Annotated in this window: 20 protein-coding genes; 14 read left to right on the plus strand and 6 right to left on the minus strand. The window is 29.1% G+C overall.

The annotated features are described in order from the left end of the window. Complete coding sequence (locus L8X30_RS03405) at positions 1-573, minus strand: adenylate kinase (RefSeq protein WP_263679010.1); 573 nt, start codon at positions 571-573, stop codon at positions 1-3. Beyond that, a complete protein-coding gene (gene aspS, locus L8X30_RS03410) occupies positions 570-2,321 on the minus strand; it encodes an aspartate--tRNA ligase (protein WP_263679011.1) in 1,752 nt (583 codons plus the stop codon). The genes L8X30_RS03405 and aspS overlap by 4 nt, the downstream gene beginning before the upstream one ends. A gap of 85 nt (positions 2,322-2,406) precedes the next feature. Between aspS and L8X30_RS03415 the strand changes: the two genes are divergently transcribed. The 12 genes from L8X30_RS03415 (at position 2,407) to mrdA (ending at position 13,106) form a co-directional block, all read left to right on the plus strand. Then, the gene (locus tag L8X30_RS03415; protein WP_263679012.1) at positions 2,407-3,237 is read left to right on the plus strand and encodes an NAD(+)/NADH kinase; all 831 of its coding nucleotides are present in this window, start codon (positions 2,407-2,409) and stop codon (positions 3,235-3,237) included. Next, positions 3,237-4,751 carry an AAA family ATPase gene (locus tag L8X30_RS03420; protein ID WP_263679013.1) on the plus strand — a complete coding sequence of 505 codons (1,515 nt, stop codon included), beginning with the start codon at positions 3,237-3,239 and terminating at the stop codon, positions 4,749-4,751. Before L8X30_RS03415 ends, L8X30_RS03420 begins: the two co-directional genes overlap by 1 nt. A 61-nt stretch (positions 4,752-4,812) precedes the next feature. Next, complete coding sequence (locus L8X30_RS03425; RefSeq protein WP_263679015.1) at positions 4,813-6,057, plus strand: diguanylate cyclase; 1,245 nt, start codon at positions 4,813-4,815, stop codon at positions 6,055-6,057. Continuing rightward, positions 6,048-6,845 carry a TatD family hydrolase gene (locus L8X30_RS03430; protein ID WP_263679016.1) on the plus strand — a complete coding sequence of 266 codons (798 nt, stop codon included), beginning with the start codon at positions 6,048-6,050 and terminating at the stop codon, positions 6,843-6,845. Before L8X30_RS03425 ends, L8X30_RS03430 begins: the two co-directional genes overlap by 10 nt. After that, positions 6,845-7,996 carry a lytic transglycosylase domain-containing protein gene (locus tag L8X30_RS03435; RefSeq protein WP_263679017.1) on the plus strand — a complete coding sequence of 384 codons (1,152 nt, stop codon included), beginning with the start codon at positions 6,845-6,847 and terminating at the stop codon, positions 7,994-7,996. Before L8X30_RS03430 ends, L8X30_RS03435 begins: the two co-directional genes overlap by 1 nt. After that, the gene (locus tag L8X30_RS03440) at positions 7,932-8,771 is read left to right on the plus strand and encodes a septal ring lytic transglycosylase RlpA family protein (protein WP_263679019.1); all 840 of its coding nucleotides are present in this window, start codon (positions 7,932-7,934) and stop codon (positions 8,769-8,771) included. Before L8X30_RS03435 ends, L8X30_RS03440 begins: the two co-directional genes overlap by 65 nt. Before the next feature lie 4 nt (positions 8,772-8,775). Continuing rightward, positions 8,776-9,264, plus strand: coding sequence for a 3-deoxy-D-manno-octulosonate 8-phosphate phosphatase, YrbI family (locus L8X30_RS03445; protein WP_039618077.1), 489 nt, complete (start codon positions 8,776-8,778; stop codon positions 9,262-9,264). Beyond that, the gene (locus tag L8X30_RS03450) at positions 9,255-9,761 is read left to right on the plus strand and encodes a hypothetical protein (RefSeq protein ID WP_039628246.1); all 507 of its coding nucleotides are present in this window, start codon (positions 9,255-9,257) and stop codon (positions 9,759-9,761) included. Before L8X30_RS03445 ends, L8X30_RS03450 begins: the two co-directional genes overlap by 10 nt. Beyond that, entirely contained in the window at positions 9,743-10,201 is a 459-nt protein-coding gene (lptA, locus tag L8X30_RS03455; protein WP_263679021.1) for a lipopolysaccharide transport periplasmic protein LptA, read from the plus strand. Before L8X30_RS03450 ends, lptA begins: the two co-directional genes overlap by 19 nt. Continuing rightward, positions 10,198-10,797, plus strand: coding sequence for a ribosome biogenesis GTP-binding protein YihA/YsxC (yihA, locus tag L8X30_RS03460; RefSeq protein WP_263664125.1), 600 nt, complete (start codon positions 10,198-10,200; stop codon positions 10,795-10,797). The genes lptA and yihA overlap by 4 nt, the downstream gene beginning before the upstream one ends. Further along, on the plus strand, positions 10,787-11,278 hold the full coding sequence (locus L8X30_RS03465; protein WP_263679023.1) for a hypothetical protein: 492 nt from the start codon (positions 10,787-10,789) through the stop codon (positions 11,276-11,278). Before yihA ends, L8X30_RS03465 begins: the two co-directional genes overlap by 11 nt. 1 nt (position 11,279) lies before the next feature. Next, positions 11,280-13,106 (plus strand): penicillin-binding protein 2, encoded by a 1,827-nt coding sequence (gene mrdA / locus L8X30_RS03470; protein ID WP_263679025.1) that lies wholly within the window; start codon positions 11,280-11,282, stop codon positions 13,104-13,106. Here mrdA and queA read toward each other — a convergent pair. From queA to tatB, 3 genes are read right to left on the minus strand one after another with little or no spacing between them, the layout of a single operon-like run. Then, on the minus strand, positions 13,099-14,127 hold the full coding sequence (queA, locus tag L8X30_RS03475; RefSeq protein WP_263679027.1) for a tRNA preQ1(34) S-adenosylmethionine ribosyltransferase-isomerase QueA: 1,029 nt from the start codon (positions 14,125-14,127) through the stop codon (positions 13,099-13,101). The two genes, mrdA and queA, sit on opposite strands and share 8 nt — an antisense overlap. Beyond that, complete coding sequence (gene tatC / locus L8X30_RS03480; RefSeq protein ID WP_039628251.1) at positions 14,114-14,854, minus strand: twin-arginine translocase subunit TatC; 741 nt, start codon at positions 14,852-14,854, stop codon at positions 14,114-14,116. Before tatC ends, queA begins: the two co-directional genes overlap by 14 nt. A gap of 2 nt (positions 14,855-14,856) precedes the next feature. Further along, positions 14,857-15,249 (minus strand): Sec-independent protein translocase protein TatB, encoded by a 393-nt coding sequence (gene tatB / locus L8X30_RS03485; RefSeq protein ID WP_039618091.1) that lies wholly within the window; start codon positions 15,247-15,249, stop codon positions 14,857-14,859. Positions 15,250-15,400: 151 nt separating this feature from the next. Here tatB and L8X30_RS03490 point away from each other — a divergent pair, with 151 nt between their 5' ends. Then, positions 15,401-16,375, plus strand: a complete 975-nt coding sequence (locus L8X30_RS03490) for a permease (protein WP_263679028.1) — start codon at positions 15,401-15,403, stop codon at positions 16,373-16,375. 8 nt (positions 16,376-16,383) lie between these two features. Continuing rightward, on the plus strand, positions 16,384-16,701 hold the full coding sequence (locus L8X30_RS03495) for an ArsR/SmtB family transcription factor (RefSeq protein WP_263679029.1): 318 nt from the start codon (positions 16,384-16,386) through the stop codon (positions 16,699-16,701). On the opposite strand, the gene hemW is transcribed toward L8X30_RS03495, so the two are convergent. Continuing rightward, positions 16,698-17,747: a radical SAM family heme chaperone HemW gene (hemW, locus tag L8X30_RS03500; protein WP_263679031.1), complete on the minus strand. Its 1,050-nt coding sequence runs from the start codon at positions 17,745-17,747 to the stop codon at positions 16,698-16,700. The genes L8X30_RS03495 and hemW overlap by 4 nt on opposite strands. Positions 17,748-17,795 lie beyond the last annotated feature (48 nt).

Consider the following 17,795-nt stretch of genomic DNA (forward strand, 5'->3'; position numbering starts at 1 on the left):
TTATTTTAATAAATCATTGATTAAATTTTTCATATCAGCTACGATAGCTTCAATACTTCTTTCACCATTGATTACATGGTGGATATTTTCTTTAGTATAAAAATTTGTTATTTCTTCTAAAGGTTCTAAATAAACTTTCATTCTATTATTGAAAACTTCTTCGTTATCATCAGCACCTCTAGCACGTCCTAAAACTCTTTCTCTAGCAACTTCTTCGCTAACTTTAACTTCTATAACACCTTTTAAAATTACTTCACTTTGGTTTTTTAATACCTTATCAAACTCAAGCATTTGTTCAACACTTCTTGGATAACCATCTATTAATATAGTATTAGTTGGTGCATTTTTTAAAGCAGTGATGATAGTATTTACAACTACATCTAGTGGAACTAAATTTCCCTTAGAAATAAAGCTATCAATAGTCTTTCCAAGTTCGCTTCCACTAGCCACTTCTGCTCTTAGTAAATCACCTGTAGAATAGTGAGTAACGCTTGCATCATCTTTAGCTATGATGCTTGCATCGGTTGTTTTACCACTACCTGGTGCACCTATAATTAAAAATAATTGTTTCATTTAGTATTCTCCCTTAATCTTATACCTAATTCTCTCGTTTGTTCATTGCTTACTTCGCTTGGAGCTTGAGTCATAAGACATTGTGCTCTTTGTGTTTTAGGAAATGCTATAACTTCTCTAATGCTTGAAGATTTTGTTAAAAGCATGATAAGTCTATCAAGGCCTATTGCTATACCACCATGTGGTGGTGCTCCAAAGCTTAATGCATCAAGTAAGAAGCCAAATTTCTTTCTTTGCTCTTCTTCATTAATATTTAAAAGTTTAAAGACTTTTTGTTGGATAGGGCTTTTATGAATTCTTATACTACCACCACCTAATTCTACACCATTTAACACCACATCATGTGCAATAGAATTAATTTCTTCTAAATCTTGCTCGTCAATATTTTTTGGCATAGTAAATGGATGGTGCATTGCAGAATAGCTTCCATCATCATTTTGTTCAAACATAGGAAAATCAATAACCCATAAGAATTCTAATTTATCCTCATCGATAATTTTCATTTCATCAGCGAGGAATAATCTAAATCTACCCATATAATCAAGCACGGTTTTCTTAGCTCCTGCACCAAAAAATACTACATCTCCAACTTCTAATTCACATCTTTGGATTAAAGCATTTAAATCCTCTTCGCTAAAGAATTTACAAAGTGGACCCTTAGGACCATCTTCTTTCATTTGTATAAATGCAAGTCCTGCCGCTCCAAATTTGCGTACAAATTCTTCAAATCTTTGCATTTGGCGTTTAGAAAAAATCGTATCGCCTTTTGGAACTCTTAAAGCTTTAATGCGATTTTTCTTCGTATCTTTTGCGATATTTGCAAAAATTTCGTTATTTGATTTTGAAAAAATATCAATCACATCAATAAATTTCATATCAAATCTTAAATCAGGTTTATCAGAGCCATAATTTTCCATAGCTTCTTTATAACTCATTTGTCTAAAAGGTATGTTAATTTCTTTTCCGCAAGCTTTGAAAATATCTTTGAGTAAATTTTCTGCCATAGCTATGATATCTTTTTGCTCACAAAAACTCATTTCTATGTCTATTTGAGTAAATTCAGGTTGGCGATCTGCTCTTAAATCCTCATCTCTAAAACATTTTGCAATTTGAAAATATCTATCAAATCCTGAACACATTAAAAGTTGTTTGAAAAGTTGGGGACTTTGAGGTAAGGCATAAAATTCGCCTTGATGTACACGTGATGGTACTAAATAATCCCTTGCACCTTCTGGAGTGGCTTTAGTTAAAATAGGGGTTTCAACCTCTAAAAATCCCATGCTTGATAAAGAATTTCTTGCTGCTATACAAGCAGTTGATCTTAGAGCAAAATTATCATAAAGTTTTTTGCTTCTTAAATCTAAAAATCTATATTTTAATCTTAATTCTTCATTAACGCTTTCATCGCCTATAGCAAAAGGTATTACAGCACTTTCATTTTCAATAGTAAGTTTATTTATAACAACTTCTATTTCTCCGGTTTTTAATTTTGGATTTACAAGTCCTTCACCGCGTGGACGAATTTTACCTTGTGCTATTAAAACATATTCATTTCTTACTGATGAAGCTATATTATGTGCTTCTTGATTATCTGCAGGATCACATACTAACTGTATAAGTCCGCTACGATCTCTAAGATCGATAAAAATTACACCTCCATGATCACGGTAAGAATTTACCCAACCACATAATGTTACTTCCTCGCCAACATTTTGTATGTTAAGCTCTGTATTATAATGAGTTCTCAAAATTTTTCCTTAGCTTAATTTTGTTCAATTTTGTTATTATAGTATTTTATTCTTTTGCTTAGCTAAGTTTTGTTATAATTTTTTTATGAAAAAATGTATAAATATAGAAAAAATTCAAAAAATAGGCTTATTTTGTAGGTTAAATACAAATTTAAACAAGCAAATTGATTTTTTAAGAGCAATTTTTTTGCAAAAAAATATAGAGCTTGTGTTGCTAGAGCAAGAAAAAATTAATCTAAAAGATTTACAAGAATTAGATTTTTTGATTTCTCTGGGTGGAGATGGTACACTTTTGTCTTTATGTAGGCAAGTTTATCAGGCTAAAAAGCCTATTTTGGGGATAAATGCAGGAAATTTAGGTTTTTTAACAGCTCTTTCTTTTAATGAGGTAGAAAGTTTTTTTAAAGATTTTTTTAAAAGTGATTTTAAAATAGAAAAAGCCAAAATGCTTCAAATAACGCTTTTTAAAAAAAATAAGATCATTAAAAAATTTGCTTTTAATGATGCGGTTTTTTCTCGTGATAATGCTTTAATGGCAAATGTAGAAGTTTTTTTTGAAAATAAACTTTTTAATGCTTATTATGGAGATGGTTTGATTATAGCTAGCTCAAGTGGCTCGACTGCTTATAATATTAGTGCAGGTGGGCCTATAGTGCATCCTTGGAGTGAAATTTTTGTTCTAACTCCAGTTTGCTCTCATTCTTTAACTCAAAGGCCTATAGTTTTACCTTATGGCTTTGAACTTGAATTGAAAGTTGAGCATTGTTTGCTGTATTTAGATGGGCAAGAAGTGATTGATCCTAAAGAATATGATAGAATTCTTATAGGACTTAGCAAAAAAGAACTTAGTTTTATACATAAAAAAGATAGAGATTATTTCCAAGTTTTAAAAGAAAAGTTAAATTGGGGCAAGTGATGATAGAGAGTATTTTTATTAAAGAAAATTTAGGTTTTAAACAAGCAAAATTAGACTTAGAAGCTGGACTTACTGTCTTTACTGGCTTAAGTGGTGCTGGAAAGTCTGTACTTTTTAAGGCTATTTTGGCAGCATTTGCTCTAAGTGAGAGTGAAGCTAAAATGGTAGAAATTTTGTTAAATGATGAACTTGAATTAGATGAGTTTGGTATCGAAAATGAAGAATTAAATGTATTTAAACTTTTAAAAGATAAAAGCTCGCGTTATTTTATCAATAATCAACTTATTTCAAAAAAGAATTTAGCCTTGCTTTCTAAGAAATTTGTAAAATATCTTTCAGCTAAGGAAAATAATGAGTTTTCAAATGAAAGATTTTTAAACTTACTTGATTTTATGCAATCAAAAGAGGATAAGAAATTTCAAGATTTTTTAAATGAATATAAAAATATTTATAAAGAATATATGGAAAATAAAACTAAATTAGAAAAAATTCAAGAAGAAGAAAAAAAGGTAGAAGAATTAAAAGAATTTACGAGCTTTGAAATACAAAAAATTCAAAGTATTAACCCAAAAATAGGTGAATTTGATGAATTAATGAGTTTTAAAAAAAGACTTTCGAAAAAAGATAAAATTGACGCTGCTTGGAATAGGGCAAGTAGAATTTTTGAATTAGAATCAGCAGTGATTGAAGCTTTGCAAATTAGTGATGTTGATAGTTCATTTTTTTCAGAGTGTTTAAATGAACTAAGGGCAGTGTGGGAAAATCAAAGTTTTGATGATTTTGATTTTGATATAGAAGAAGTACTTGATAGGATAGAAAAACTTTCTTCTTTGATTTCAAAATATGGAAGCATAGAAGAAGCTTTAGAAGCTTTGGAGAAGAAAAAGGCAGAATTAGCTCATTATGAAAATTTAAGTTTTGAAAAAAAGGAATTAGAAGAAAAAGTACAAAGTATTAAAATACTTTTAGATGAGAAAAGTCAAAAATTAAGTACTTTGCGTAAAAAAAGATTAAAAGAGCTTGAAAAATTACTGAATTTTTATCTTGAAAAACTTTATATGAAAGAAGTTAAATTAGAACTTAAAGATTGTGCTTTAAGTATTTTAGGTAAAGATGAAGTGAGTTTAAATATCAATGAGGCTAGTTTAAAAAATTTAAGTTCAGGCGAGATAAACCGTCTAAGACTTTCTTTTATTGCAACAGAATGCAATGTTACTAATAAAGCTAGTGGGATAATATTTTTAGATGAAATTGATGCAAATTTAAGTGGCAAAGAAGCTATGAGTATAGCTGAAGTATTAAAAGAGCTTGCTAAGTTTTATCAAATTTTTGCAATTTCACATTTACCACAGCTTTCATCAAAAGCAAGCAATCATTTTTTAGTAGAAAAAATAGGAAATGAAAGTAGGGTAAGAAAAATAGAAAAAGAAGAAAGAGTAAGAGAACTTGCTAGAATGGTAAGTGGGGAAAATATCACACAAGAGGCTTTAGAATTTACTAGAACTTTACTTTAAAAACAAAAAGTAAATTTCTATATGTTATAATTATACTTTTAAATTATAAAGAGAGTTGGCTATGGAAGAAAAAATTTTAATTATTGATGATAACAAAATGCTTACAAAGCTTTTAGCAAAAAAAGTAGAAAACACTTTGGGTTTAAAAGTAGATGTTGCTTTTGATATGAATAGTGCTAAAGAATTAGTGAAAAATGATTATTTTATGGCTTTTGTAGATCTTTGTTTGCCAGATGCTCCCAATGGAGAAGTGGTGGATGTGGTTTTAGAAAAAAATATTCCTGCTATAGTACTTACAGGAAGTAGTGATGGGCAAACGCGTAAGAAATTTATGGAAAAAGATATTATAGGTTATATTCAAAAAGAAAGCGAAAGCTGTATTGATGAAATGCTAAGTTCCATTAGAATGCTTCAAAAAAACAATAAAACTAAGATAATTTTAGCAATCGCTAATGTAACTTTACGCGCAGAAATGAAAAAAAATCTTAATAATCAACTTTTTAATGTTTTAGCAGCAGCACATGGAGAAGAAGCGCTAAGTTATCTTAGTGATAATCCTGATACAAAATTGGTAATTTGTGATGCAACTATGCCTGTAATTAATGGAGAAGATTTGCTTGTAGAAATTCGCTCAAAATACTCTAAGATAGAACTTGGTGTGATCATGGTTGGAGATAAAGATGATGCGCTAGAGGCAAGAGCTTTTAGAAAGGGCGTAAATGACTATGTGATCAGACCTTTCCAAAAAGAATCACTTAATTGTAGAGTGAATAATTGCTTAGATTATATGCAAAAATGTGTTTTACTTGATGAGTATAGTTTGGGTAAAGATTTGCTAACAGGACTTGATGATTATGCAAATTTTGAAAAAAGATTTTTAGATTATTTAGAAGATATGCAAGAAAGTGAAGAATTAGCTTTAGCATTAATTGATATAGACAATCTTGCAACAATTAACTATGAACTAAGTTATGATTGTGGTGATGGAGTGATTAAACACACAGCTAAAAAAATCAAAGATCAAATTCGCGGCATGGATTTAGCAACTAGAATTGAAGATGGTAAATTTTACGTACTTTTAAAAAATACAGATAATAAAGAAGCATTGAAAGCTTTTTCAAATATAAGAGTAAATATTGCTAAAGAAAGTGTTTTAATAGCTTTAGATGAGGTTGATTATAGTATTTCTGTAGGAGTTGCTTTTGGAGGTAAAACAAGCCAAATACAAGATTTGCTTAATAATGCTCAAAAGGCACTAGATTTAGCTAAGGCTAATGGTAAAAATAGGGTAGAGGTATGTTTTTAGATTGTGACTTTAGTGAAAAAATCATAGATACACATTGTCATCTAGATAATCAAGCTTATTTTGGATATTTGGATGAGATGTTAAATCATGCCTTTGCTAATGGAGTAGATAAAATCATCATACCTGGAGCAGATATAAAAGATTTGCCAAGAGCAAGAGAAATTGCACATGATTATGAAAATGTGTATTTTTCTTGTGGGGTACATCCTTATGATATAGATGATTTTGATTTGGATGTTTTAAAAGAATTTATAAATGATAAAAAATGCATTGCAGTGGGTGAGTGCGGGCTTGATTATTATCGTTTAAGGGCTGATGAGGATGAAATAAAAGCAAAGCAAAAAGAAGTTTTTATAGTTCAAATTCAGCTAGCTATTGAATATAAAAAGCCTTTGATTGTTCATGTGCGTGAAGCTAATGAAGATAGTTTTAATATTTTAAAAACATATGCAAAAGATTTACAAGGTGGTGTTTTGCATTGTTTTAATGCTAGTGAGCTTTTACTTCAGCTAGCAGATGATGGTTTTTATTTTGGTATAGGTGGGGTTTTAACTTTTAAAAATGCAAAAAAACTAGTAGAAGTTTTACCTAAAATTCCAAAAGATAAACTAGTCTTAGAAACAGATGGACCTTATTTAACTCCAGAGCCATATCGTGGCAAGGTAAATGATCCTATTTTGACCCATTTTGTAGCTCAAAAAATGGCTGAGCTTTTAAATTTATCTAAAAATGAAATAATAAAACTTACTAATTCTAACGCTAATCGTTTGTTTTTCCAAGGTTTATGATGAAAAAAAGCTTTTTATTTTTTATTTTAGTATTATTATGTTTAAATGCTAAAGCCTTGCAATTTACTCCAGAGCACTATACTCAACAAGCACAAATTTTAAGAAATTTAGATATAGAAGCAAGCTATCTTAGTGATATGATTTTTTTAGAATTTAAAGAATCTTCCATGGATATGCATTCTAAAACTTTAGTAGATACGATGAGGGAATTTTACAAAATCACCCCGATTATCCGCAAAATCCTAGAAAAAGAAAATATCCCTCAAGAATTTTTATACTTAGCAATTGTAGAATCTGGTTTAAAAATTCATTCTATTTCAAGAACTAAAGCTGTGGGTGTTTGGCAATTTATGAAACCAACAGCACAAACTTTGGGTTTAAGAATAGATCCTTATGTAGATGAGAGAAAAGATTTAGTAAAATCAACTTATGCAGCTATTACTTATTTAAAACAACTAAAAGAGCAGTTTGGAAAATGGTATTTGGCTATTTTAGCTTATAATTGCGGTGATGGTAAATTACGTCAAGCTATAAAAAAAGCAAAAAGTGATGATTTAAGGGTTTTGCTTGATCCTGATAAAAAATACTTGCCATTAGAAACTAGAATTTTTATTAGAAAAATTCTTACTATGGCATTTTTAGCAAATAATAATGATTTTTTAATTTCTCAAGATAGCGCTTTGCTTAATTATGCCCTATCAAGTGAAGTTAAAAAAATCTCAGTTCCACCAAGTGTTTCTTTAAGAGAGCTTGCCAAAGTAGCTAAAATGTCTTATAAAGAATTTAAGCGTTATAATCCACATTTTAATTATGATTTTACTCCACCTGATAAAAAAGATTATTATATGTACATTCCTTTAAGCAAAAGTGTGGCAGTAGAAAAGGCATTGGAGAATGTAAAATTAGTTAAGGTGGATACAACCATTCCACATACAAAAATTTATATAGTAAAAGAAGGTGATAGTCTTTATACTATTGCAAGAAAACATAGAATAAGCGTTGAAAGTATTAAAGAATATAATAAAATAAAAGGAAATTTAATCAATATCAATCAAAAACTTGTGTTAAAAATTAAGGAGAATAATAATGCAAAAATCAAAACAACTCAAAAAATATTCAAAAGCTCTCATACAAAAGTCGTTAGTCGTTAGTTGTGTGGGAGTTTTGTTTAGTGCTTGTAGTATGGTGCCTATTAGCACACCTACTGTGTATTATCCAGAGAGAGATTTTAAAAGTGTAAAGCACAATAACACTAGTTTAAAAGGTACTATGAAGCCTTACACTATTAATGGTAAAACTTATTATCCAACTGTAGTAGAAGTAGGTGAGACTGCCGATGGTATAGCTAGTTGGTATGGACCAGGTTTTCATGGTAAAAAAACTTCCAATGGTGAAACTTATGATCAACACGCTTATACTGCAGCTCATAAAACTTTACCTATGAATACCATAGTAAAAGTAACTAATTTAAAAAATCACCGTCAAACTACTGTTAGGATTAATGATAGAGGGCCTTTTGTAGCAGGTAGGATTATAGATTTATCTAATATGGCTGCAAGAGATATAGATATGATTCAATCTGGAACAGCTCCTGTAAGACTTGAAGTGATTGGCTTTGGAACAAGTGCAAGTTCGGGTTCAGTTCATACTAATTCTAATTTAGGCAGCAGTGGAGAGATTGCTGATAGTGGTCATATTTTCCAAGGTGGATCTTTTATGGTGCAAATTGGAGCATTTAGAAATAAAAGTGGCGCAGAGCTAATAGCAGGTAGATACAAAAATTATAATTCTTATACTTCAACAATACAAACAAGTGCTAAAGATGGCTTGCATAGAGTATTTTTAAAAGGTTTTAGAAGTGAGCAAGAAGCAAGAGATTTTGTTGATAGTGGATCTTTCCCAGGTGCGTTTATAGTAAGAGAGTAAGATTATGATAGAACTTATTTTTTTAGATGTAGATGGTTGTCTAACAGATGGTAAAATCATCTACACACAAAATTATGGCGAGATTAAAGAATTTAATGTAAAAGATGGCGCGGCGATTGAAGCTTGGCAAAAGCTTGGTAAAAAAGTTGCTATCATTACGGGTAGGACTAGCGAGTGTGTGTATTTTAGAGCTAGGGATTTAAAAATTGATTTAGTCTATCAAGGTATTAGTGATAAACTAGCTTGCGCTAAAGAAATTTTAGAAAAATTAAATTTAGATTTTTCTCAATGTGCTGCTATTGGGGATTATTATAATGATATGAGTTTGCTTGAAGCAGTTGGATATAGCTTCAAGCCAAAAGATGCACATAAGGCTTTGAAAACTGATAAAGTTTTAAATAGAAAAGGTGGCAATGGAGCAGTGAGCGAGATGATTGAAATTTTAATTGAACATAATAATATGCAAGCTCAATGGGATAAACTTTGGCGATAAAAATTTTTGCTATATTGATGAGTTTATTTGCCTTTGTTATGGTGATTTTAAGTACTCAAGATCCTTATTTATTTGCTATAAAACCACAAAAGGTAGATGTGGCAAATATGCAAGCTTTTGATGTGCTTGATTATGAGTTAAATGCTAGTGTAATTAAGGCTACATATCAGGCAAGTCGTTGGGTAAAATATCAAGACAAAGATATTTTTGATGATTTTAAAGTTCAAGCGCTTGATTATAATTTAAGTTCAGATTTATTAGTAAGAAATGAAGAAAAATCCATTTTAGAAGGCAATGTAAGTTATTTTGATCATAACCAAACTTCTATTTTTACCCAAAAAGCAACTTATGATATGAAAAATAAAATTTTATTTTCTAATGATAATTTTAAAGCATATATAGGTTTAAATGAAGTTTTTGGGGATAATTTTTTATATGATGTAAATCAAAAAGAATTAAAAATTCAAGGAATAAAAGCATGGTTTTTAGAGCAGTAATTTTTTTGTGTTTGTTAAATTTGTTCGCATTTAGTGCACAAAAAATAGAAGTTTACGCTAAGGATTTTTACTTAGATGAAAAAAATGAAACAAGTGTATTAACCGGTGATGTAGAAGTTAAAAAAGGTAATGATGTTTTAAATTCGCAAAAATTAGTTATTTATATGAAAAACAAACAACCCATCAAGTATATAGCTACTAAAGATGCTAAATTTAAAATCATGATGAAAGATAAAACTTATCATGGAAGCGGTGATGAATTTATTTATAATGTAGCTAAGGATACATATGAGATTAATGGTAATGCAAAAATTACACAAATGCAAACAAAAAAAGAACTCATAGGGGATAAAATCATAGTAGATAGAAAAAATATGACTTATAGAGTAGTGAGTAAAGATAAAAAACCTGCCAAATTTGTATTTGAAGTAAAAGAATGATATTAAATGCTAAATTTTTAATTTCTGCTTCCAAAATAGACGAAGCACCACAACCTATATACACTGAAATCGCCTTTTTGGGACGTTCTAATGTGGGTAAAAGTTCTTTGATTAATACACTATGCAAAAATAAAAATTTAGCGAAAAGTTCTTCAACTCCAGGTAAAACACAACTTATTAATTTTTTTGAAGTTGATTGCAAAAAAGATGAGGATAAATTTAAACTAATATTTATTGATTTACCCGGTTTTGGTTATGCTAAAGTGAGCAAAAAAACTAAGGCTATTTGGAATAAAAATTTAGATGAGTTTTTAAAAGAGCGCAGTTCTATTAAGCTTTTTATCCATCTAATAGATTCAAGACATGAAAATTTAGATATTGATGCAAATTTGGATTTATATTTGGATTCTTTTATTAGAGCTGATCAAAAAAAAATAACAGTTTTTACAAAAGCAGACAAACTCAATCAAAGTCAAAAAGCAAAAATTTTAAATACAAATAAAAATGCTATCTTAGTGTCAAATTTGAAAAAAAGTGGTATTGATAAATTAGAACAAAAAATCATTTTAGAGAGCTTGGGTTTGAATGAGGAGTAGAAATTTAGTAAAAAATAGATTTGATTTTTCTTATTTATTTTTTTATTTATCTTTGATTTTTTATCAAGTGCTAAGCTCTGTGTATTATTGGATGCCTCCTTTATTTGGGGTGTTTTTTTGTTATATGATAGTGCTTTTAAAAGAAAAAGAAAGAACTCTTAATAAGCTTGATTTTAGATGGTATTTTTCTTTGTTTTATCTTTTGCTAGTTGATATTGTCCATGGATTTTATCTTTTTAGCTCATGGATAGCTTTTTTTGTTTTTTATCATCTTTTTGTCGATTGGTTTAAAAGCAAGTTAAAACTAGGTCATTATTTACTCGTTATATTTACTTTGTGTGCTTATATTTTTATCTATCTTTTTGATGTGTTTTTAGCATATTTAGATAATAATGAAATTTTAAAATTTGGTATTGAATATCTATGGTTTTTTGCTGTTGAGGCTTTGATTTCTTTTGTTATTTTTAAAGGGAAAATCTAATATGCGTATGCGTTTGGTGATGGGATTTATAGCTTGTTTTTTCTTGCTTTTGCTTGCTAGGGTGTATTATATAAGTATTAAATCTAATGTTTATTATGAAGAAATAGCTAAACAAAATGCCATTAAAACGCAATTTTTAGCACCTGTTAGAGGGCAAATTTTAGATATAAAGGGTAGACCCTTAGCGGTAAATAAATTAGGTTTTTCGATCTCTATAAAGCCATATTTGCATATAAAAAAGAAAAACAGAGCTCTTTTGGAGCAAGAATTACAAGCTATAGTAGGAGCCTTTCCGGATTTAAATGCTACTAAGCTCAAAAGAACTTATATAAAAGCAGATTCTTATTATAACCAAGATTATATAGAAGTGGTTCCATTTATAGAATATGATGCGATGATTAAGCATTTTACTAAGCTTAATTTGCGCGAAAACATGCAAGTTAAATCTACTACTCAAAGATTTTATCCTTATAATGCTTTAGCTAGCCATGTTATAGGTTATGTTGGAAAAGCAAATTTAAATGATATGAATGAAAATGAAATTGCAAGATTAACTAGCTATGTAGGGCGTAGTGGCATAGAGCGTTCTTATAATGATATTTTACAAGGTCAAAAGGGTGAAAAGGTTAGCAAGGTAAATGCATTAAATAAAGAAATAGAAGAACTTTCTTATAAAAAACCTACTTCAAGTAATATCACTTTAAGCATAGATCTTGATTTGCAAGAATACTTAGCTAGTATTTTTGAAAATTTAGCAGGTGCAGCTATAGTAATGGATGTAAAAAGCGGAGCTATTTTAGCAGCGGGTAGTTTTCCTGAGTATAATCTTAATCCATTTGTTACGGGTATTAGCCAAGAAGAATGGGATAAACTTTCTAATGATTTAAACCATCCTTTTACTAATAAACTTATTAACGGTCTTTATCCTCCAGGTTCAGTTATAAAAATGGGTACAGCTTTGGCCTTTTTAGATAGTGGAAAAGTAAGTGAAAATCATAAATATTTGTGTGATTCTAACTTTGAGCTTGGTGGTAGAAAATTTAGATGTTGGAAGGCTATAGGTCATGGTTATGTAGATATGACAGATGCTATTAGGGAAAGTTGTGATGTGTATTTTTATAAAGGTGCTTTAGAGGTTGGTATTGATACTATTAGTTCTGTTTTTGAAAGAATAGGTTTTGGTGCAAAAACAGGAGTGGATTTACCTAATGAATTTATAGGAACAGTACCTAATAGAATATGGAAAAAAGAAAAATACAACCAACCATGGTATCAAGGTGAAACTTTAAATACAAGCATAGGACAAGGTGATTTTCTTGCTACTCCTATGCAAGTGGCTAAATTTACAGCTATGATTGCTGCGGCTAAAGATATCACACCGCATTTTTTACATAGCGTTGATGATAATATTACTAAGATAAATTTTGATAATAATGAAAGTGTTTTTACGACTTTTGAACTATCAAAACTTCCACTTTTAAGGCGTGCTATGTATGAAGTTGCTAATGAAGACGGTGGAACTACGGCAAGATTTTTAAGAAATTCACCTATTACCATAGCAGCCAAAACAGGAACAGCTCAAGTAGTTGGAATTTCTCAAAGTGAAAAAAAGCGTATTAAAGAAGAGGATTTAGAATATTTTTTAAGATCTCATGCTTGGATTACTTCTTATGCACCTTATGAAAAACCACAATATGTAGTAGTGGTTTTAATCGAACACGGAAAAAGCGGTAGTAGTACAGGAGGGCCTATACTGGCTAAAATTTATCAAAAACTTATAGATTTGGGTTATATTGATAAAAAATATATCAAGAAAAAGACTAAATAATTAGCATTCCATCACCATATGAGTAAAAACGATAGTTATTTTCTATGGCTTCATGGTAAAGCTTTAAGGTTTTTTCTCTACCTATAAATGCTGCTACAAGCATAATTAAAGTTGATTTTGGTAAGTGAAAATTAGTAAGTAAATAATCAAGTCTTTGCGGGGTATTTTGTGGGTGTAAAAACAAATCACAAAAACCTTCTTTTAATTTTTTTCTATAATAATATTCTATACAACGAGTAACAGTGGTACCAACGCCTAGTATTTTCTTAGAAGAATCAATCAAAGCACAAGTTTCATCATCAATATGAAAAAATTCTGAATGCATTTTATGATCACGTATATCTTCACATTCTACACCTTTAAAAGTTCCTGCACCAACGTGTAGTGTGATAGTATGGATATTATGATTTTTTTTAAGTTCATCAATCATTGCTTTATCAAAATGTAAGCTTGCAGTAGGTGCGGCAACTGCGCCTTGATTTTTAGCAAAAATGCTTTGATAGTTAATGCTATCTTGCGCTTCATCTGCTCTTTTAATATAAGGTGGCAAAGGTATATGACCTATTTTTTCTAAAATTTCAAAAACTTCATGATGACTAAGCTCTTTTTCATCATTAAAAAACTCTACTTCTCTTGTGCCATCATCATGTAATTTTTTGATTTTAGCTTTTAAAGAATTTTCAAAATATAAAATTTGCCCTTCTTTAACCTTACCCCGAATTTGCACTAAAAATTCATTATTTTTTAAAGGATGGTTGATAAAAAGTTCTATTTTACTACCACTTTCTTTGTTTCCATAAATTCTTGCTTTGATGACTTTGGTATCATTAAAGATGATTTCACAAGGTGATAAAATTCTAGCTAAGTCCTTAAAGTGCAAATGTGAAATTTGATTTTTACATCTTTCATATACTAAAAGCTTGGCATTTTCTTTGGGTAAAATAGGAAAATTTGCTATAAGTTCATTGGGTAAATCATAATCATAACTAGAAAGCAAAAGATCTTTATCAATCATTTTCATCATCTTCTTTTTGACTAGGATTAACTTTTTTAGCTATGTAAATAGAAATTCCATAAAGCCCACACAAAGGTACAGCCATTAAAAATTGTGATATAACATCAGGTGGTGTCATCATAGCTGAAAAAACAAAAATCACTAAAACTGAAACTCTAAAATGTTTTTTCAAAAAAGTATCATCAATCAGTCCAAGTTTAGCAAAGAAAAAGGTTATTACAGGCATTTCAAAAGCCAAACCAAAAGCAATTACTAATTTAGTAAAAAAGCCTACATATAAACCTATGCTAATTAAAGGCTTAAAATCTTGGGTTTGCACCCCAAAATCAATCAAAAATTTAAAAGCCAAAGGTATAACTATATAATAACAAAACAAAGCACCAAGTGCAAACATAATGCTAGCAAAGCTTACAAAAGGCACTACTAATCTTTTTTCATTATCATAAAGTCCAGGTGCTACAAATTTCCAAAACTGCCAAAAAATAACCGGTAAAGAAATCAAAAAAGCTGTAAAAAACGAAACCTTCATCGCAGTAAATAAAGGCTCTTGCAATTCAACGAAGGTCATTTGTCTTGAAATTTCAGGTAAGGCTGCTTCAACAGGCGCTTTTAGTATATCTATGATATAGTTATTAAAACTAAAACATACAAAAAACATCACAACAACACAAGCAACACTTATAAATAATCTTTTTCTAAGTTCTACTAAATGCGGTTTTAATTCTTCAAACATTCTTAGCTTTCCATTTTCTGAGTATTTTTTTCATCTTTTTGAATTTTTTCTTCAAGATTAGAAAGTTCTTGTATATCCTTTTCTAAATCATTAATTTCACTTTTTAATTCTTTGGTGTTGTTTAAAATATCTTCTTTGAGCTGATCAAATTCTTCAAAACTTAGTTTTTTTCTGATATTTTCATTAGTTTGTGAGAATTCATCTTTGTATTTTTGTGCTTCATCTTTTAATTCTGCTATTTTTAGTTCTTTATTAATACTTGCTTTTGCTTCATCGATATTGCTTTTAATGGCTTTTAAAATTTTTGCAATTTCAACTATAGTTGAAGGTAATTTTTCAGGCCCAAGCACTAAAATAGCTACAACTAAAATAACTAAAATTTCACCAAAACTCATTATTTTATCTTCTTTCATTTGAATATATGGTTTACATTTTACATAAAAATACTTAAAAATATTATTACTTTTACTATATTAATATATAAAGATATCTTGATATATTAATATATTTTTGATATATTGAATTAAAAATAAAAAAAGGAAAAGCATGGAGAAATTAGTTTTTATTTTAAAAGATTTTCTTATTTTATTTATAGAAATATCTGTTTTGTTTATTTTAGTTAGTATGTTTATTGCTTATTTAAATGAGCGCTATGCCAAATTTTTTAATGAGCATTTGAAGAAAGATTCTTTTGCAAGCTATATAAAAGCCATACTTTTGGGTTGTTTAACTCCATTTTGCTCATGTTCAAGCATACCGCTTTTAAACGCATTTTTAAAAGCTAAAGTCCCACTTGGGGTATGCATAGCTTATTTAATCACCTCGCCTTTAATTAATCCTATTATAGTAGTGATGTTTATGGTGAGTTTTGGCTTAAAAATATCTTTATTTTATGTGGGATTTTTATTTTGTGTGATTTTATTTATTGCTTTTTGTGTTTCTAAAATAAACACTCAAGGATTTTTTAATGAAGACTTTTTAAAAAATGATTTAGAGCAAAAGTCATGTTGTTCTAATAATACTTTTCAAAGCTCATGTTGTCAAAAACCTAGCTTGGTTTTTGCTAAAAATTCTAAAACAAGTAAAATTTTAAATTTTAAAAACAAAGCTAAAGAAAGTAAAATCAAAATATTATTTTCACAAAGTTTTAAAGAGTATAAAAAAATTTTACCTTATATTGTTATAGGTATGGCTATAGGGGCTGTTATACATGGTGCTTTTCCACAAGATTTTTTCCAAAATTATATGAAAGATTATGGAGTTTTGGGCGTATTTATAGCAGCTTTTATAGGAGTTTTACTTTATATGAATTGTACGGCTATGATACCTGTAGCACTAGCTTTAACTACCAGTGGAATTCCACTTGGTATAATGATGAGTTTTTTAATAGCAGGAGCAGGGTGTTCTTTGCCTGAGCTTATTTTGCTTAAAAGAATTTTCAAAACAAGTTTTTTGATTTTATTTGCAGGTATGATAGTTTTTATAGCAATTAGTTTTGGTCTTTTAATGTTTTTTATATAAGGATTTTTATGCAAGAGTTTTTAAAAATAACAAGTGCGATTAATGATGAAAGCAGGATTTTGATCCTAGCTTTCTTACAAAAATACGGAAAGCTTTGTGTGTGTGATTTGCAAAGCTCTTTAAATATGAATCAATCAAGGCTTTCAAGACATTTAAAAATTTTAAAAGAAGCTAATTTTTTAGAAGTAGATAGACAAGGTGTTTGGGCGTATTATGGAGTAAAAGAAAATTTAAATAATTTTTGTAATGATATATTAAAAAACATCAATGAACTTTCCATAAAGCTTCCTGAGCTTAAAAGGTTTTCTTGTGAATGCAAAGCTTAAGTGCTAATATACAAAGCCAACTCATCGCTTAAAAGGTAGTTAGTATTATAAAAAATTCCATTTTTATAAACTAGCTTTCCTTTTTTACTAAGAAACATCGCTTTTTCTTTTTCTAAAGGTTCTAGCTTTGTCTCATCCACGCCTATAATATTTCTAAGTCCTAAGAAAATATGCTCTAAGCGTAAATCTTTTGAATTTAAATTTTCAATCTCTCTAAAACAAGGATTTGTTATATAATCTTTTAAACTTTTTTTAGTATAAAATCTTTGATTTTTTAAAAATCCCACCGCACTTAAACCACAGCCTATATAGTCTTTTCCTTGCCAGTATGCAAGATTGTGTTTGCAAATTTGTCCAAAATTGCTGATTTCATATTGTTTATAGCCAAGATTTTCAATCGCTTTGATAAAATGCTTTGCAAGGCGCGGTGCATTTTTTTTAAAATGAAATTTTTTAGCAAATCTTGTCTTTTCTTCTATGGTTAGATTATAAGCACTCACATGGTTAATATCAAGCAGAGTAAGTTTGGAAATTTCATAATCAAGCATTTTTTTATCATCAAGTTTTGTATCGTAAATTAAGTCTAGATTGATATTATCAAATCCTGCTTTTTTTGCATTTTCTATACCAGTAAAAATACTTTTTTGATCATGAATACGCCCAAGAAATTGTAATTTTTTTTCATGAAAACTTTGCACTCCAAAAGAAATACGATTAAAACCTAAATTTTTTATCTCTTTAAGCCAAGAAAAATTACTCGAGTTGGGGTTTGCTTCTATACTAATTTCACTATCTTTTTGTAAATAACTTTGTATAAAAATAAATATTTTTTCATAAAAACTAGCATCCATTAAACTAGGCGTTCCACCACCTATAAAAACAGTCTTTATGGAATTTTTATCAAGCTTGAAAAAATTTAGTTGATATTTTATATCTTGCATTAAAGCATTTAAATAATCTTTTTCAAAGTCCTTTTTTTTAAGTGAAGTAAAAGAACAATAAAAACACTTGCTTTCACAAAATGGTATATGTATGTATAAATGCATAAAACTTCTTTAAAATGTGATTATAAATTCGTATTTTTTTGTTAGAAT

Origin of the sequence: Campylobacter sp. CNRCH_2015_0338h, from assembly GCF_025772785.1 — a bacterium.
GTDB lineage: Bacteria > Campylobacterota > Campylobacteria > Campylobacterales > Campylobacteraceae > Campylobacter_D.

Coding starts and splice junctions, on each gene's coding strand:
- L8X30_RS03490 (WP_263679028.1), top strand. CDS start 15,401: ATGGAGAAATTAGTTTTTATTTTAAAAGATTTTCTTATTTTATTTATA.
- tatB (WP_039618091.1), bottom strand. CDS start 15,249: ATGAGTTTTGGTGAAATTTTAGTTATTTTAGTTGTAGCTATTTTAGTG.
- L8X30_RS03435 (WP_263679017.1), top strand. CDS start 6,845: ATGAAAAAAAGCTTTTTATTTTTTATTTTAGTATTATTATGTTTAAAT.
- L8X30_RS03415 (WP_263679012.1), top strand. CDS start 2,407: ATGAAAAAATGTATAAATATAGAAAAAATTCAAAAAATAGGCTTATTT.
- tatC (WP_039628251.1), bottom strand. CDS start 14,854: ATGTTTGAAGAATTAAAACCGCATTTAGTAGAACTTAGAAAAAGATTA.
- L8X30_RS03465 (WP_263679023.1), top strand. CDS start 10,787: ATGAGGAGTAGAAATTTAGTAAAAAATAGATTTGATTTTTCTTATTTA.
- yihA (WP_263664125.1), top strand. CDS start 10,198: ATGATATTAAATGCTAAATTTTTAATTTCTGCTTCCAAAATAGACGAA.
- mrdA (WP_263679025.1), top strand. CDS start 11,280: ATGCGTATGCGTTTGGTGATGGGATTTATAGCTTGTTTTTTCTTGCTT.
- L8X30_RS03440 (WP_263679019.1), top strand. CDS start 7,932: ATGCAAAAATCAAAACAACTCAAAAAATATTCAAAAGCTCTCATACAA.
- L8X30_RS03495 (WP_263679029.1), top strand. CDS start 16,384: ATGCAAGAGTTTTTAAAAATAACAAGTGCGATTAATGATGAAAGCAGG.
- L8X30_RS03420 (WP_263679013.1), top strand. CDS start 3,237: ATGATAGAGAGTATTTTTATTAAAGAAAATTTAGGTTTTAAACAAGCA.
- L8X30_RS03430 (WP_263679016.1), top strand. CDS start 6,048: ATGTTTTTAGATTGTGACTTTAGTGAAAAAATCATAGATACACATTGT.
- L8X30_RS03405 (WP_263679010.1), bottom strand. CDS start 573: ATGAAACAATTATTTTTAATTATAGGTGCACCAGGTAGTGGTAAAACA.
- queA (WP_263679027.1), bottom strand. CDS start 14,127: ATGAAAATGATTGATAAAGATCTTTTGCTTTCTAGTTATGATTATGAT.
- lptA (WP_263679021.1), top strand. CDS start 9,743: ATGGTTTTTAGAGCAGTAATTTTTTTGTGTTTGTTAAATTTGTTCGCA.
- L8X30_RS03445 (WP_039618077.1), top strand. CDS start 8,776: ATGATAGAACTTATTTTTTTAGATGTAGATGGTTGTCTAACAGATGGT.
- L8X30_RS03425 (WP_263679015.1), top strand. CDS start 4,813: ATGGAAGAAAAAATTTTAATTATTGATGATAACAAAATGCTTACAAAG.
- hemW (WP_263679031.1), bottom strand. CDS start 17,747: ATGCATTTATACATACATATACCATTTTGTGAAAGCAAGTGTTTTTAT.